The 15,443-nt window shown below is 65.6% G+C and carries 11 protein-coding genes; 8 read left to right on the top strand and 3 right to left on the bottom strand.

Annotation, left to right across the window (positions count from 1 at the left end; genetic code table 11):
* Window positions 1–7: 7 nt before the first annotated feature.
* The 6 genes from ACSU1G_RS00510 (at window position 8) to holA (ending at window position 9,630) form a co-directional block, all read left to right on the top strand.
* Window positions 8–1,324, top strand: coding sequence for an anthranilate synthase component I family protein (locus ACSU1G_RS00510; RefSeq protein ID WP_439277950.1), 1,317 nt, complete (start codon window positions 8–10; stop codon window positions 1,322–1,324).
* Window positions 1,325–1,383: 59 nt separating this feature from the next.
* Window positions 1,384–3,966 (top strand): leucine--tRNA ligase, encoded by a 2,583-nt coding sequence (gene leuS / locus ACSU1G_RS00515; RefSeq protein ID WP_439277951.1) that lies wholly within the window; start codon window positions 1,384–1,386, stop codon window positions 3,964–3,966.
* Between the two features lie 140 nt (window positions 3,967–4,106).
* Window positions 4,107–4,709 (top strand): helix-hairpin-helix domain-containing protein, encoded by a 603-nt coding sequence (locus ACSU1G_RS00520; RefSeq protein ID WP_439277952.1) that lies wholly within the window; start codon window positions 4,107–4,109, stop codon window positions 4,707–4,709.
* Window positions 4,706–7,039, top strand: a complete 2,334-nt coding sequence (locus ACSU1G_RS00525) for a ComEC/Rec2 family competence protein (protein ID WP_439277953.1) — start codon at window positions 4,706–4,708, stop codon at window positions 7,037–7,039. The genes ACSU1G_RS00520 and ACSU1G_RS00525 overlap by 4 nt, the downstream gene beginning before the upstream one ends.
* Before the next feature lie 166 nt (window positions 7,040–7,205).
* Entirely contained in the window at window positions 7,206–8,468 is a 1,263-nt protein-coding gene (locus tag ACSU1G_RS00530; RefSeq protein WP_439277954.1) for a peptidoglycan DD-metalloendopeptidase family protein, read from the top strand.
* Between the two features lie 124 nt (window positions 8,469–8,592).
* Window positions 8,593–9,630: a DNA polymerase III subunit delta gene (holA, locus tag ACSU1G_RS00535; protein WP_439277955.1), complete on the top strand. Its 1,038-nt coding sequence runs from the start codon at window positions 8,593–8,595 to the stop codon at window positions 9,628–9,630.
* Between the two features lie 218 nt (window positions 9,631–9,848).
* Here the strand turns inward: holA and rpsT are convergent, their stop codons facing one another.
* Window positions 9,849–10,112: a 30S ribosomal protein S20 gene (gene rpsT, locus ACSU1G_RS00540; RefSeq protein WP_439277956.1), complete on the bottom strand. Its 264-nt coding sequence runs from the start codon at window positions 10,110–10,112 to the stop codon at window positions 9,849–9,851.
* Between the two features lie 199 nt (window positions 10,113–10,311).
* On the opposite strand from rpsT, the gene ACSU1G_RS00545 reads away from it, so the two are divergent.
* Window positions 10,312–11,664 (top strand): GH1 family beta-glucosidase, encoded by a 1,353-nt coding sequence (locus ACSU1G_RS00545; protein WP_439277957.1) that lies wholly within the window; start codon window positions 10,312–10,314, stop codon window positions 11,662–11,664.
* A complete protein-coding gene (locus ACSU1G_RS00550; RefSeq protein WP_439277958.1) occupies window positions 11,661–12,923 on the top strand; it encodes an MFS transporter in 1,263 nt (420 codons plus the stop codon). Before ACSU1G_RS00545 ends, ACSU1G_RS00550 begins: the two co-directional genes overlap by 4 nt.
* Here ACSU1G_RS00550 and ACSU1G_RS00555 read toward each other — a convergent pair.
* A complete protein-coding gene (locus tag ACSU1G_RS00555) occupies window positions 12,862–13,596 on the bottom strand; it encodes an alpha/beta fold hydrolase (protein ID WP_439277959.1) in 735 nt (244 codons plus the stop codon). The two genes, ACSU1G_RS00550 and ACSU1G_RS00555, sit on opposite strands and share 62 nt — an antisense overlap.
* 67 nt (window positions 13,597–13,663) lie before the next feature.
* On the bottom strand, window positions 13,664–15,379 hold the full coding sequence (locus tag ACSU1G_RS00560; RefSeq protein ID WP_439277960.1) for an ABC transporter family substrate-binding protein: 1,716 nt from the start codon (window positions 15,377–15,379) through the stop codon (window positions 13,664–13,666).
* Between the last annotated feature and the right edge of the window lie 64 nt (window positions 15,380–15,443).

The raw sequence follows: 15,443 nt of genomic DNA on the forward strand, positions 1-15,443 counted from the left end.
TGAGAGGGTGCCGCACCTTTCGCCCCTGGAGCTTCGACGTACGGATGCGTCGGTTGACGTCGCCGCGCTGTTCGGCGTTCTCGAGGCACGGTTCGAGAACGTCTTCTGGTTGGATGCGGGGGATCGCGCAGTCGAGGGGTGGAGTGTCGTCGGGGTAGGGGAGCCAGATACTGACGGCCCCGGCGGCATGAGACTCGACGAGCCTTCACCGACGCTCGATGGTGCGCCGCCGTTCCGTGGCGGCTGGGTGGGGTGGCTGGACTATGAATCCGGTGCCGGGGCGGCCGGTGCACCTGCCGCCGGCTCCGAAGGCGGTCCCGCCTGGATGCGGGTGCACGGTGCTGTCGCGGTCGATCATGCCACCGGTTCCGCCTGGCTGCTGGGCTCTGCGACCCAGATCGAGGCGTGGGTGCATGCGGCCGCAGCGGTAGCCGAGGCATCCGGTTTATCCACGGTGGTGACTGCCCCCGATCGGAGGCAGGCCACCGCTCGACACGATCCTGACCAGTACACGATGCTCATCGACCGGTGTCGCGAGGCGATCCGAGCCGGAACCGCCTACCAGTTGTGCCTCACGACGCGGTTCGACGTGGCGGGCCCCCATGATCCGGTGCAGACCTATTCGCGCCTGCGTGCAGCGACTCCTGCCCACCATGGCGGATTTGTCCGAATCGGTGGGCGAGCATTGCTCAGCGCCAGCCCGGAGACGTTCCTGCACGCTTCTGAAGGGCGCATCCAGACCCGACCGATCAAGGGGACCCGCCCTCGCGGGGTGGATGCGGAAACCGATGCTGCGCTCGCCGCAGAGCTCCTGGCCAGTGCGAAGGAGCGCGCAGAGAACGTCATGATCGTCGATCTGATGCGCAACGATCTCTCGCAAGTGTGCGTGCCTGGCACGATCCGCGTCGACGGGCTCTGGGAGGTGGAGTCATATCCGGCAGTGCATCAACTGGTCAGCACGGTCAGCGGCCAGGCTGCGGATGGGCTTACCGTTCGAGATCTCTGGAGCGCTGCATTTCCCGCCGGGAGTATGACCGGGGCGCCCAAGCTGTCGGCGATGACGGTGCTGAATGAGCTCGAGGAGAACGCGCCACGTGGGGTGTACAGCGGATGCTTCGGCTACGTGGGCGTCGACGGCGCACTGGATCTGGCGATGGTGATCCGTAGCATCCTGATTGACGCAGAACGTGCCGTCGTCGGAGCGGGTGGCGGAATCACCTGGGGCTCTATCGCGGACGCCGAGGTCGATGAGGTCGCCACGAAGGCGCGCGCGCCTCTGGCAGCGCTCGGCGCTGACCTGCCAGACGCCTGGCGCCGGTATTGATCGGATATCCTGGAAGTTCCTGACTTTTGTGCAGTCCGCTTCCTGAGATTGGCCGTTCGTTGTCTGAAAATCTGTCCTCCTTCACTGAGCCCACCGACGAGTCGCTGTCGGTGCACGCTGTCCAAGCCAAGTGGCAGAAGTACTGGGCGGACAACGACACCTTCCTCGCGGGCGGTGAGGAAGACACCCGGCCGCGCAAATTCGTGCTGGCGATGTTCCCGTACCCCTCCGGTGACCTGCACATGGGGCATGCCGAGAACTACCTCTACTCCGACATCGTGGCCCGCTTCTGGCGGCACCGCGGGCACAACGTGCTGAACCCGATCGGGTGGGACTCGTTCGGCCTGCCGGCTGAGAACGCCGCGATCCGCCGTGGCGCCGATCCCCGCGAGTGGACCTATCAGAACATCGATCAGCAGAAGCAGGCGTTCAAGTCCTATGGCGTCTCATTCGACTGGTCGCGCGAGTTGCACACCTCCGACCCGGAGTACTACCACTGGAACCAGTGGCTGTTCCTGAAGCTGCACGAGCGTGGGCTGGCCTATCGTAAGAAGAGCCCCGTCAACTGGTGCCCGAACGACCAGACGGTCCTCGCGAACGAGCAGGTCGTCGACGGGCGCTGTGAGCGCTGTGGCACCGAGGTCGTGAAGAAGAAGCTCACGCAGTGGTACTTCAAGATCACTGACTATGCCGACCGCCTGCTGGATGACCTGAACCAGCTCGAGGGTCGCTGGCCGCACAAGGTGCTGCAGATGCAGCGCAACTGGATCGGTCGCTCGATCGGCGCCGATGTCGACTTCCGCATCGAGGGGCGCGAGGAGCCGGTGACGGTGTTCTCGACGCGCCCTGACACCCTGCACGGCGCGACCTTCTTCGTGGTGGCACCGGATGCAGAACTCGCCACGGAGCTCGTCGCTGACGCGCCCGCCGAGGTGCAGACGTCGTTCGCGGAGTACCTGGCTACGGTGCAGAAGACGACCGATATCGAACGCCAGGCCACTGACCGGCCGAAGACGGGTGTCTTTCTGGGGCGCTACGCGATCAACCCGGTCAACGGTGAGAAGATGCCGATCTGGGCAGCTGACTACGTGCTGGCCGACTACGGCACCGGCGCGGTCATGGCGGTGCCTGCGCACGATCAGCGTGACCTCGATTTCGCTCGCGCCTTCGACCTGCCCGTCAAGGTCGTCGTCGACACCACCGCACCGGTCACCGGTGCGATGCCGATCATCCAAGTCGACGAAGAGGGCGTGCCGATCGACACCGGCGCAGCGACTGTCGACGACCAGCATCCCTCCGTCACGGGTGTCGCGCTCAGTGGCGAGGGCCGGATGATCAACTCGGGCGATCTGAACGGTTTGTCTAAGCGCAATGCCGTCGCTCGCGCGATCGAGCAGCTGGTTGCGTCCGGCACCGGCCGTGCATCGAAGAACTACCGCCTGCGTGACTGGTTGATCTCACGTCAGCGGTTCTGGGGCACGCCGATCCCGATGCTGCACCACGAGGATGGCCACGTCACTCCGGTTCCCGAGGCCCAACTGCCAGTGAAGCTGCCGAGCGTAGAGGGCCTGGATCTCTCGCCGAAGGGCACCTCGCCCCTGGGCGCGGCGGAATCCTGGGTGCGCACGGTCGATCCCATCAGCGGCGACCCCGTGCTGCGCGATGCCGACACGATGGACACCTTCGTGGACAGCTCGTGGTACTTCCTGCGCTTCCTCTCGCCGAACAGCGACCAGTTCGCGTTCGACCCCGCTGAGGCCGCGCGCTGGGCGCCCGTCGACTCGTACGTCGGCGGTGTCGAGCACGCGATCCTGCACCTGCTGTATGCACGCTTCATCACCAAGGTGCTGTTCGACATGGGGCTGATCGACTTCACCGAGCCGTTCAGCAGTCTGATCAACCAGGGCATGGTCATCCTCAACGGCGCGAAGATGTCAAAGAGCAAGGGCAACCTGGTTCTCTTCGAAGATGAACTCGGCGCTCACGGTGCCGATGCGGTGCGCGTCGGCATGGCCTTCGCAGGTCCTGTCGAAGACGACAAGGACTGGGCCGACGTCTCAACGACCGGTGCCCAGAAGTTCCTCGCGCGTGCAATGCGTCTGAGCCACGAGGTGTCGAGCCCGGTCGACGTGCTGTTCAAAGACGGCAACGCTGCACTGCGGCGAGGTACGCATCACCTGCTCGCCGAGGCTCCGGCTCTGGTCGAGCAGACCAAGTTCAACGTGCTCGTCGCACGCCTGATGGAGTTGGTGAACCTCACCCGCAAGACGATCGACTCCGGTGCCGGCGCGTCCGACCCCGCTGTTCGTGAAGCGGTGGAGACCATCGCGGTGATGCTCGACCTCATCGCTCCGCACACCGCGGAGGAGATGTGGGAGGCGCTCGGGCACGAGCCTTCTGTCGGACTGGTGACGTGGCGTCAGGCAGATCCTGCACTGTTGGTCGAAGACACGATCACGGCCGTCGTGCAGGTCGGCGGCAAGGTGCGGGCACAGTTCGACGTTTCGGCCAAGATCAGCGAGGCGGAGCTGGAAGCACTCGCCCGTGCCGACGAGCGTGTCATCCGGGCGATCGGCGACAAGGAAATCGTGAAGGTGATCGTTCGCGCTCCGAAGATCGTGAGCTTCGCCGTCAAGGGCTGAGTCGTCCGGAACCCACCCTGATTACGGGTTTGGGCGTGGGTCGTGCTTCTGCGTCTGCACAGGTGAGCGCCTGCGCGAGTTGTCCACGGATGCCGTGATCCCGGCGTCCGTCGGTGCGTCGAAGCGCCTACCGTGGCGGGGTGCCAGCGACTGATTCGGCGTCCGCCATCACGGGGCGATCACGCCTGCGGCTGAGCATCGGCGCTGCCGTCGTGCTCGGCCTCGTCGTGCTGTCAGCGGCCGTCGGGCTCGGCATCATGCGCGGACAGGCACAGCCGGTGCAGACGGTGCCCATCAACGCCTCTGGCGAGGCTGCCGTTTCCGGCGAGCTGTACGTGCACGTGCTCGGACAGGTCACGCATCCGGGGCTTTACGTTCTCGATGGCGATGCCCGCGTTGTGGATGCCCTGGCGGCAGCCGGCGGAACGCTCGACGACGCCGACCTGCAGGCGGTGAACCTCGCCAGGCCGCTGAGTGACGGCGAGCAACTCATCGTGCCGGTGAGCGCTGCCGCCGCGCCGGAGGATGGATCCTCGACGCCGGCCGGTGACGGGCTGATCGACCTGAACAACGCGGATCAGGCGGCACTGGAGACGCTGCCGAGAATCGGGCCCGCGCTGGCGAAGCGGATCATCGACTGGCGTGAGACCAATGGACGCTTCCAGTCCGTGGAGGATCTGATCGCCGTGCCCGGCATCGGGGACAAGCTACTGGCGGGCATCCGAGACCTGGTGCGGGTGTGAACGGCAGCACGCGGGTGCGCGACCTGCGGCTGGTGCCGCTCGCACTCGCGGTCTGGGGTGCGGCGCTGCTGTGCGTGTTCTTGCCGGAGCTGGCCTGGTGGTGCGTGGGGATCGGCATCGCCGTTGGCTTCACGATCCTGGTCCTGATGCTTCGCGGTGGTGATCAGCGCGTGCGAGCGAAGGACGGACTGCTCGTCGTGCTCGCGCTGTCGATGGCGGCGGCCGCGATGACCGCAGCATTCGCCGGACCGGCGCGGGCAGGGGCGGCAGATCTCGATGGTCGCGTCATCCACATCGTCGCGGAGGTATCGTCCTCATCGTCGGTGGGCCGGGACGGACGGCTCTGGTTCGACGTGCAAACCTCGTTCGCGGGCACTCCCGGCTCACCCGATCCGCTCTCTGTGCCGATGCGTGTGGGTGTCGAACGCATTCCCGGCCTCGATCTTGGCGCGGTCATCCGTGTCACCGGACAGGCGAAGACGACGGATCCGGGAGAGCGCGCTGCGCTGGTCCTCTTTGGCACGACCGTGGAGATCCTGCAACCCGCACGCGGGGTCTTCGGTGTCGCAGCCCAGGTGCGGTCAGAATTTGTCGACCGTGCGACTCGGCTGCCGGAACCGGGCGCGGGTCTGTTGCCCGGGCTCGCCGTCGGCGACACCAGGGCGGTTTCAGAGGAGCTCAATGCGGCCATGCTCAGCTCAGGCCTCAGCCACCTCACGGCTGTCAGCGGCGCAAACTGCGCAATAGTCGTCGGAGCGGTGTTCTGGCTGGTGTCGCTGTGCGGAGGCGGTCGGTCTCTGCGTGTGGTGCTGGCGCTGACAGCGCTGGCCGCATTCGTCGTGCTGGTGACACCGGAGCCCAGCGTGATCCGCGCTGCCGTGATGGCTGGCCTGGCGATGCTGACGCTGCTGTGCGGGCGCCCGAGTGCGGGAGTGGGTGTGCTCTGCCTCGCGGTGGTCGGCATTCTCGTCGCCGATCCATGGCTTGCCGCAACCCCGGGATTCGTGCTTTCGGCAGCGGCAACCGCGGCGCTGATCGTGCTCGCACCGCCGATTTCTCGTGGCCTATCCCGATGGATGCCGCAGCCGCTGGGCCTGGCCATCGGCATTCCGCTCGCAGCACAGTTGTCCTGCGGCCCGATCATCGCGCTGTTCGCTGAGCAGCAGTCGATCATCGGCATCCCGGCCAACATGCTGGCGGGCCCGGCCGCACCCATCGCGACTGTGATCGGACTGCTCGCGTGTCTTGCGGCTCCGATTCCTCCGCTGGCGGATCTGTTCGCGGCATCCGCCTGGCTTCCTGCGGCGTGGATCTCGGTGACCGCGACCGTATCGGCAGCGGTGCCAGGCGGTACCGCGGCGGTCGTCCCCGGGATCGGTGCGGCACTGATCGTCGCGCTGCTGAGCGTGGCGATCGGTGTGCTGCTGTGCACCGGCGGCTTCGCGGCCGTTCGGTGGGTACGCGGAGCGTCGACCACTGTGCTGGTGGTTGCTGTCGCGCTGGTCGGCGCACGGGTGCTGCTCGACGAGCCGTTGGCGCACACAATGGTGCCGGAGAACTGGGCGATCGCAGCCTGCGATGTTGGGCAAGGGGATGCACTCTTGGTGCGTTCAGAGGAACAAGTGGCGCTGATCGACACCGGCATGGAACCGGACCTGCTTTCGACATGTCTGAACGCGCTGAGCATCGACCGGATCGACTTGCTCGTGCTGACCCATTTCGACGCCGATCATGTCGGTGCCGTGTCGGTGGTCGAAGGCCGCGTGGACACCGTGCTGCATGGGCCGACCGACTCCGGGCAGCAGGAACAACTACTCGCGGGACTGGCACGGGGCGGTGCGGATCTGATGCTGGCATCCGCTGGCATGCACGGCACGCTGGGTGCGGCCAAATGGAACGTGCTGTGGCCGAGGAAAGACTCTGTGGCGTTCCCGGCGGGCAACGACACCAGCCTCGTGGTGGAGTTCGCCGGGGGAGAGGTGCCGCGCTCGCTCTTCCTCGGCGATTTGTCCGCCGTGCCGCAGCGGATGCTGAGCGGGCAGATCCGGGGAACATACGCGGTGGTGAAGGTCGCACATCACGGCAGCGCCGACCAGGACCCTGGCCTGTACGCGCTCCTGCGGCCCGCTGTGGCGATCCTGAGCGCCGGCGAGGACAATGACTACGGTCATCCGCGCGCGGAGACCATAGCCCTCGCAGAGGCTGCCGGTGCTCTCACGGTGCGTACTGACCTGCAGGGGCGCATCCTGATCGGGCTGAAGAACGACGAGCTGACCGTGTGGACCGAGCGAGATGGCACATCTGACGGCACCGCTGATGCGGACAAATGAAGAAGACGGATCCGGGGGAGCGCTCGGACCTCGTCGTCTTCGGTATGACGGTGAGGTGGGCCTTGTGGGATCCGCCCGGAGCGCTCAGGATGGGCGTGGGGGAATTATGCAGGCGGGCGAATCAGATCGGGAAAAGGGCGTCGCATCCACCCGCGTGAAGCGGCTGATGCGCGTCTCTTATGCGTGCGTGGCCGCGGCTGCGATCGTCATCGCGGCAACCGGAGCGGGCACACTCATCGACGCGCCTGACGAGAACCTGCCGGAGGCTGCCGCCTCGCTAGTGGTGCACGACGAGTTGGATCACATCGAGGCGCCCGAGTCGCATACCGCGGGGTTCTCCGACGTGGCGACACGATTCGCCGAACGCGCGCTCGTCCAGGCGACTGCGCGCACCGCCAGTGTCTACTCGGCGACGACGACGAAAGAGCTCGCCGAGAAGGGCCGAGCAGCCCGTGAGGCGCTCATCCGGTCGGCCATCGAGTCGGGTCTGGAAGTCGACCTCTCACGATTTAAAGACGACGACGTACTGTCATCCGTCGGCGAGTTCATCTGGCCTGTCGCGAACGCCAGGATCTCGGACAACTTCGGCACGCGAGGCGGGCAGCACGCCGGCATGGACCTCGCAGCCGCAGGAGGTACGCCGATCACGGCCGCCTCGCCCGGCATCGTCGTACTCTCGAGCGAGTCGCACTACGGGTATGGCGTCGCCGTCATCATCCAACACATCAACGGCGTGCAGACGCTCTACGGGCACATGACCTACGGCAGCCGCGTTGTCGAAGAGGGCGACTGGGTAGAAGCTGGGGATCCGATCGGTCTCGTGGGAAGCACCGGCCACAGTTTCGGAGACCACCTGCACTTCGAAGTGCGGGTCAAGGGCGTGGCCGTCGATCCGCGCGGTTACCTCGACGGCGCAGGCGATCCCGTCAAGGTCGCACCGTGGACGCCGAAGCCGGGCGGCACGCCGGCGCAGGTTCCCGTGGCTCCGGAGCCCGCGACGGCGCCGAAGCCGGTCCCCATGCCGAGTGGCACACCGACCCCGTCCCCGACGGGTACCCCGACTCCGTCCCCGACGGGTACCCCGACTCCAGCCCCGACACCGACGGACCCACCGGGCACGCCGACACCGACACCGACACCGACACCGGATCCGACTCCCACGGACCCGCCGACCACGCCTGAGCCCACGGACCCGCCTGTCTCGCCTGAGCCCACGGACCCGCCTGTCTCGCCTGAGCCCACGGAGCCGCCTGTCTCGCCTGAGCCCACGGACCCGCCGACCACGCCTGAGCCCACGGATCCGCCTGCCTCACCTGAGCCGACGGAGCCGCCCGCCTCGCCTGAGCAGCCGGCCGCACCGGAGCCAACACAAGAGCCGACGGCACCGGCCAACACGCCTGAACCGTCGCCGTCTGCCGCGCCTGAGTAATCCCCGAGGGTACTGTCGTCGAGTAAGACCGCGCCGAGCGCGGACGCGCTACCCAGACGCAGGGCGAACGAGATGACACCCCGACGGCACCGCCAACGTCGGTGACCGCGGGTAGGCTCGAATCATGGCCGCTCCTCGTTCCTCAGCCCGTGGTGGCGCGAAAGCGACGAAGATCGCGCAGGTGTCGTGGCGTGACCCGCGGCCGGCACCTCTCGTGCTCGTCTTCGGACCCGAAGAAGTGTGTGCTGAGCGGGCGATCGCCGGCATCCGCGACTATTTGCGTGCGGAAGACCCCGCGCTGGAGATCAGCGACGTGCGTGCCGACGACTACGCGCCCGGCACGCTATTGGCGCTCACTTCTCCGTCGTTGTTTGGTGAGCCTCGGCTCGTGCGAGTGTCAGGCGTCGAGAAATGCTCGGATGCCTTTCTGCAGGAGGCTGTCTCCTATCTCAACAACCCGCAGGACGGTGCGACAGTGCTGCTGCGGCACACCGGTGCAAGTGTGCGGGGCAAGAAACTGCTGGACGGGCTGCGCAGCGGCACCGGCGGTGGTATCGAGATCGCGTGCCCGACGATCAAGCGCGACAGCGACCGTGTCGATTTCGCGGCGGGGGAGTTCACCGCTGCGCGGCGCCGGATCGCTCCTCAGGCTCTTCGAGCGCTTGTCTCAGCGTTCGCCGATGACCTCACCGAGTTGGCCTCGGCATGCCAGCAGCTGATCCGCGATATCGAGGGCGATATCAGCGAAGAGACCGTCACCAAGTACTACGGTGGCCGCGTCGAGGTCTCAGCCTTCGTGGTTGCCGATACGGCGATCGCTGGTCGCTATGGCGAAGCGCTGGTCGCACTGCGCCATGCGCTGGACTCCGGTGCCGATCCGGTGCCGATGGTCGCGGCCTTTGCGATGAAACTGCGCACGATGGCCCGCGTTGCCGGTCAGCGCGAGCCCAGCCGCAGCCTGGCGCAGCGACTGGGAATGAAGGATTGGCAGGTCGACCGAGCCCGTCGCGACCTGAGCGGTTGGAATGAGCGGTCGCTGGGCTTGGCAATTCAGGCCACAGCGAGAGCGGATGCCGAGGTCAAGGGCGCTGCGCGCGACCCGATCTTCGCGCTCGAGCGCATGGTCACAGTCATCGCCACGCGGGCCCCTTTCGGGGAATAGGCCGCCCGGCCGTCTCGGCCCTCGCCTTCGCCCTCCCGGCCCCGCACACTTGCAGGGCCGAAGCACGGATGCAGGGGCATCCCTCGGCGTGTCGCCGTACATCCGTATGATCGCCCTGCAGGTGTACGGCCCGCGGGCGGGGGAGCGACCGACGAGACAACAAAAAAGCCCGCCCCGCGAACGGGACGGGCTTCTTAGAAAATTCAGCTCAGCTTTATTCAGCTCAGAGCCGAAACCTGCTTAGCCATCGACGACTTGCGGTTCGCAGCCTGGTTCTCGTGGATGACGCCCTTGCTGACGGCCTTGTCGAGCTTCTTCGAAGCGACCTTAAGCGTTGCCTCGGCGGCGGTCTTGTCGCCCTTGGCGATAGCCTCGCGGGTGCTGCGGACGGCAGTCTTGAGTTCGGACTTTACGGCCTTGTTACGGGCCTGAGCCTTCTCGTTGGTCTTGTTGCGCTTGATCTGCGACTTGATGTTTGCCACGCGTGGAAACTTCCGTTCAGTGATGGATGGGGTATGTCGTAAGCAGGAAGAGGGCCGCTGTCCGACGGTCGTGAGGGGCGAACCCACACGCAAGCCAAGAACCAACTCTACCAGGTCTGCGGCGCGTTATTCGCGCGCCACTGGCGCTGAGCCTTTCGGATGCGGCAAGCTGGGCGCTACCCGAGCGAAGGAGCTCTTCATGGCGGATGCAAGAGAGCGGACCCTCGTCCCACCGGCAGGCATGCGCTGGTCGGCGGCTACTGCGGCGTTCCAAGTCGAAGGGGCGCGTCACGCAGACGGCCGCGGACGCTCGATCTGGGATGATTTCGTCGATACTCCTGGCCGCGTGAAGGATGGCTCGACAGCAGAGCCGGGGCCGGCGAGCTACGAGCGCTACGCGGATGACATCGCACTGCTTCGAGGACTCGGAGTTGACCGGTATCGCTTTTCGATCTCATGGGTGCGCGTGCAGCCGACCGGCAGCGGCGCAGCGGAACGCGCGGGTTTGGCCTACTACGATCGCCTGGTCGACGGGCTTCTTGACGCTGGAATAGTGCCCTTCCCCACGCTGTATCACTGGGATCTCCCTTCCGCGCTGGAAGCCGCAGGCGGCTGGCTCGCCAGAGACACGGCAGAGCGATTCGCGGAGTACACCGAGATCGTGGCGGATGCCCTGGGCGATCGGGTCAAGAACTGGTACACGATAAACGAGCCGGTATCGACAGCGCTTCAGGGCTACGCGATCGGAGAGCTCGCCCCTGGTAGGCAGCTGCTGTTCGACTCGCTCCCCACGGTGCATCACCAACTGCTGGCACACGGACGCGCTGTCGCCGTGCTGCGTGCGCGCGGTGCCGATACCGTCGGCATCGCGAACAATCACACCTGGGTGCGCCCCGCTACCGATTCTGACGCCGACCAGACCGCGGCACACGTGTACGACGTGATCCACAACCGGCTGTTCGCCGACCCGGTACTGACTGGCAACTATCCAGATCTGAGCTCGCTCGGCGTCGAGTTGCCGGTTCAGGACGGCGACATGGATGTCATCTCGCTGGCATCCGATTTCTACGGAGTGAACTTCTACAACCCGACCACGATCGCGGCCGCACCCGACGGAGCACCTGTGCCGTTCATCCAGGTGTCAACGCCCGGCGTGGAGCACACCGGCTTCGGCGAGCTGTGGTCCATCGAACCGGCGACGCTCACGATGTTTCTCGCTGATGCTGCCCGCCGATACGGAGACCGGCTGCCGCCGATCATCATCGGTGAGAACGGTGCATCTTTCCCCGAGCCAGACGTGGTCGCCGGTCCCATTGACGATGACCGACGCATTGCCTACCTTGAGGGGCATATCGGTGCGGTAGCGGATGCTATGGCACAGGGCGTCCGCGTCGACGAGTACACGGTCTGGAGCCTGCTCGACAACTTCGAATGGGCTGACGGATTCACACAGCGCTTCGGCCTGGTCCACGTGAATCAGCAGACGTCTCATCGCACGCCCAAAGCGTCGTACGACTGGTACCGCGCGCTGATCGCAAAGGCGCACCGATGAAGGGTTTGATGCCGCGCGATGGCCGCGTGGGCGGAGGATGGCTGACATTGTTCGCTGTGGCGTGGCTTGCGGTCTGGACCGTGCAGCTCACACCGGTGCAATTGTTGCTTCCGCTTCAGTTAGACACACCGGGCGGAGAGAACGATTGGATCACCGGTGTCATCTGGTCAGGAATGATCCTGTCTGTTGGTGGGATGGCAGGAGTGATCGCTGGACCTCTCGCCGGCATATTGTCAGACCGCACGAGTTCGCGGTGGGGCAGGCGACGCCCCTGGGCGATTGGCGGGTCTGTGCTGTCTGCGGCATCGCTCGTGCTCACCGGAACGGTGAGTGAGCCGCTTGCAGTCGGCGCGGCGTGGGTGGGCGTCTCGATCGGTGTCGCCGTGGTGTCGGCCGCGCTCACGGCGATGATCGCCGACCAGGTCTTCGCCCAGCGCGGCACGGCGTCTGCGTTCGTGAGTTCCGCACAGGCAGTCGGAATCGTCGTCGGTGTCGGTGCCGTCGTTCTGCTGGGGCTCAGTGTGGCCGCGAGCTACATCATGCTCGCGGGGCTGATCCTCGTCATCGGGGTGGGCACCGCGGTACTGCTACCCGATCCGCAGCCGGCGTCGATGCGGAAGATCGCGAAGGAGAATTGGCGAGAGCGGATGGGGGCGCTCCAGGACCGGAGCTTTGTCTGGGTGCTCGCCAGCCGTCTCACGGTGAACATCGGCAATGCGCTGGGCACTGCGCTGCTGCTCTTCTTCTTGCTCTACGGTGTCGGCTCACCTGCGGCGACCGCAGAAGATGACCTGCTGCTGCTTATCGTGATCTACACGGTCTTCGTGGTCGCGGCATCCCTCATCGCAGGATCCCTCTCAGACCGAACGGGAAAGCGAAAGCCGATCGTCATCATCGCCGCGCTGATCCAGGCGCTCTCGGCCGTGATGATCCTCATCTCGCCGACCTTCATCGGCACGGCGATCGCGGCCGCTGTGATGGGTGTCGGCTATGGCGCGTACATGGCCGTGAGCCTGGCGCTCGCAACCGATCTGCTGCCGAAAGCCTCGCACCATGCGCGCGACCTCGGCATCGTGAACGTGTCTGCCAGCCTGGGGCAGCTGCTGGGTCCACTCCTGGGAGCCGGTCTGGTCGCACTGGTGGGCGGCTTCTGGCTGCTGTTCCTCGCCGCCGGTATTCTGTCGGTGCTCGGCGCGGTCATGACTTTGGGAGTGCGTCCTGCCGCAGTGTTGCCACAGCCACATCTAGCAGCGCATTGAACACTCGCGGACGCATCGCGGTGACCAGGTGCGAGGTGCGTGGCACGACGATCAGCTCGGAGTGCGGTGTGAGGCTCTGGAAGAGCTTCTCATGCGTGCGCAGCTGGTCGAACTGGCCGTTGATCCACCACAGCGGCATGCTCATCCGGTGCAGGCCCGCTAAGAGATCGAGCGTGCCGAGGCTCGCCAGCGCGATGTCCTGGGCAGCGAAGGCGTAGCCGCCGGCGGCGAAGTCGCCTCTGGTCTCATCGGGCAGCGTTGCGGCCAGCACCTGGGAGGTGAGCCATTGCCCCTGGTCTGGCAGCGCATTGAACGTGCGCGCGACGAAGCGATATGCGCTGAGCCCTGTGCCCCGAGGGAGGCCGGTGCAGGAGGCTCCGATGAAACCGGCGATCGGCGGTGCGCCTTCGGCACTGGCATACGCGACCGAAAGCAGCCCGCCCATGGAATGGCCCACGAGCAGCACGGGGCCTCGAACGGCGGCATCCTGAACGGCCGCGTCGATCGTCGCGAGCGCGACGTCGAGCGTGAACGTCTCCTTCATGCGCGAACCGTGTCCGGGGAGATCCACCGCGGTGGCGGCGACACCGCGCTCGGCGAGATGTGCGAGCTGGGCGCGCCACATCGTGCGGGAGGTACGGATGCCATGCACGAGGACGACCTGGATGCTCATGTACTCCAGCATAGAAAAAGCGGGGCCGGTGGATGAACCACCGGCCCCGCTGAGTGTTGCTAGGTGCTTACTTCTCCCAGCCCACGTTCTCCACGGGCTGGACGCCGAAGCCATCCATGCCCACGTAAGGCTCGGGGGTGAGGTTCGCAAGACCCGTCTTGACGGCCGAGATGATCGGACCGTTGTAGAGCGGAATGAGGCCCCAGTCCTGGAAGATCTCTGCCTCGAGCTTCATGGCCGCAGCCGTCTGCTCGTCTGCGGTCGCAAGCGACTCGACCTCATCGTGGATGCGCTGGTCCATCTCAGCCGACTGAACGCCAGAGAGGTTCAAGCCCATGTCCATGCAGTACAGCTGGCAGAACCACGCAGCACCGAACGGGTCAGATGAGGTGAAGCGCAGCGAAGAGACGTCCCAGTTCTTGGAGTTGTAGTCTTCAGCGAAGTCAGTCGACGGGCGAATGTCGACCTGCAGGTCGATGCCGACTTCCTTCTGCTGTGCCTGAAGCGCCTTTCCGAGCGCCTCGTTGGTGGGGCTGTCGCTCCAGATCGGGTACACGACCGTCAGCGTCTCGCCATCCTTCTCGCGGATGCCGTCGTCATTCAGCTCCCAGCCGGCCTCTTCGAGAAGCGCGTTGGCTGCCTCAGGGTTGTACTCCCAGCCGGCCTCAGCAAGAGCGTTGCTGTAGCCAGGCTGGAACGGGAACAGCGTGAGCGAGCCTGCCGGCTCCTCTTCGTAGTCCAGACCGTTCCAGGCGATCTCCTTCTGCTGATCGATGTTGATCGCCTTGAAGAAGGCCTCACGGACCTTGACATCCTCGAACTGTGGCTTGTCAGCGTCGACCTGGATCAGCGTGCTCGCGGTCTGCGTTGCGCGGTACAGCTTGATGTCGTCCATGTCCTTGACCTGCTCGAGGCGGTCATTGCTGGTGACCTCGACGCTGTCGATCTCATCGGCCTTGAAGGCGTTGATCGAGGCCGCGGCATCCATTGCCTGGAAGGAGACCTTGTCGAGAAGCGGCTCGTTGCCCCACCACAGCTCGTTCGGAACGAACGAGATGTACTGAGAGTTCGCGTCGAACTCGTCGATCTTGTACGGGCCAGCGCCCCACTCGGGGTGCGGGTCGCCGATCATGGCCTCGTTGAACGTGGCCGGGTCGGCGGCGAGTGCGGGGTGGATGATGCCAGTAAGGAAGGGCATCTCCGGCCAGGCGAATTCACCGTCGAAGGTGACGATCGCGGTCTTCGGGGTGTCGCCCTGTTCAACCGAAGCGATCTGCTTGTAACCGTCGGTCGCGTTGGGGGTGAAGCCCTCTTCCGTGGAGCGGTTGGCCTTCCACGTGGCGTCGATGGCAGTCCAGTCCATGTCGGTGCCGTCGTTCCAGTGCGCCTCATCCGTGAAGGTGAAGGTGATCTGGGTGTTGCCGTCGACCGTGTCGAGATCCCAGGCGTCGAGGTACGCGTCGTTCTTGTACGGCGTGCCGTCGGCCTCCATCAGCATCATCTGTGGGGTGTACCAGGATGCGACGCGCGTGGTGTTTGCAGAGGCGTCACCGTTGAACGAGTTCATCTGCTCGGGGATCTCGGTGAGCGAGAAGCGGACTTCGCCGCCCTGAGCGAGATTCTCGCGCTCCTGCGGGTTGTAGTCCGCGGACTTGGTCTCAACGGGCGCTGTTCCGTTGTCGCCGCCGTCACCGTTGTCGCCGGTGTCGGCTGCACAGCCCGAGAGGGCAAGTGCGAGGGCTCCGCTGAATGCGAGCGCCCCCATCAGCTTGTGCTGCTTCATGGTGCTCCTTTCGCCTTTCGGCGTGTCATAAGGCGAGAATAGTTCGCACACCGGCCAAATTGCA

This window comes from Microbacterium sp. A93 (assembly GCF_051842835.1).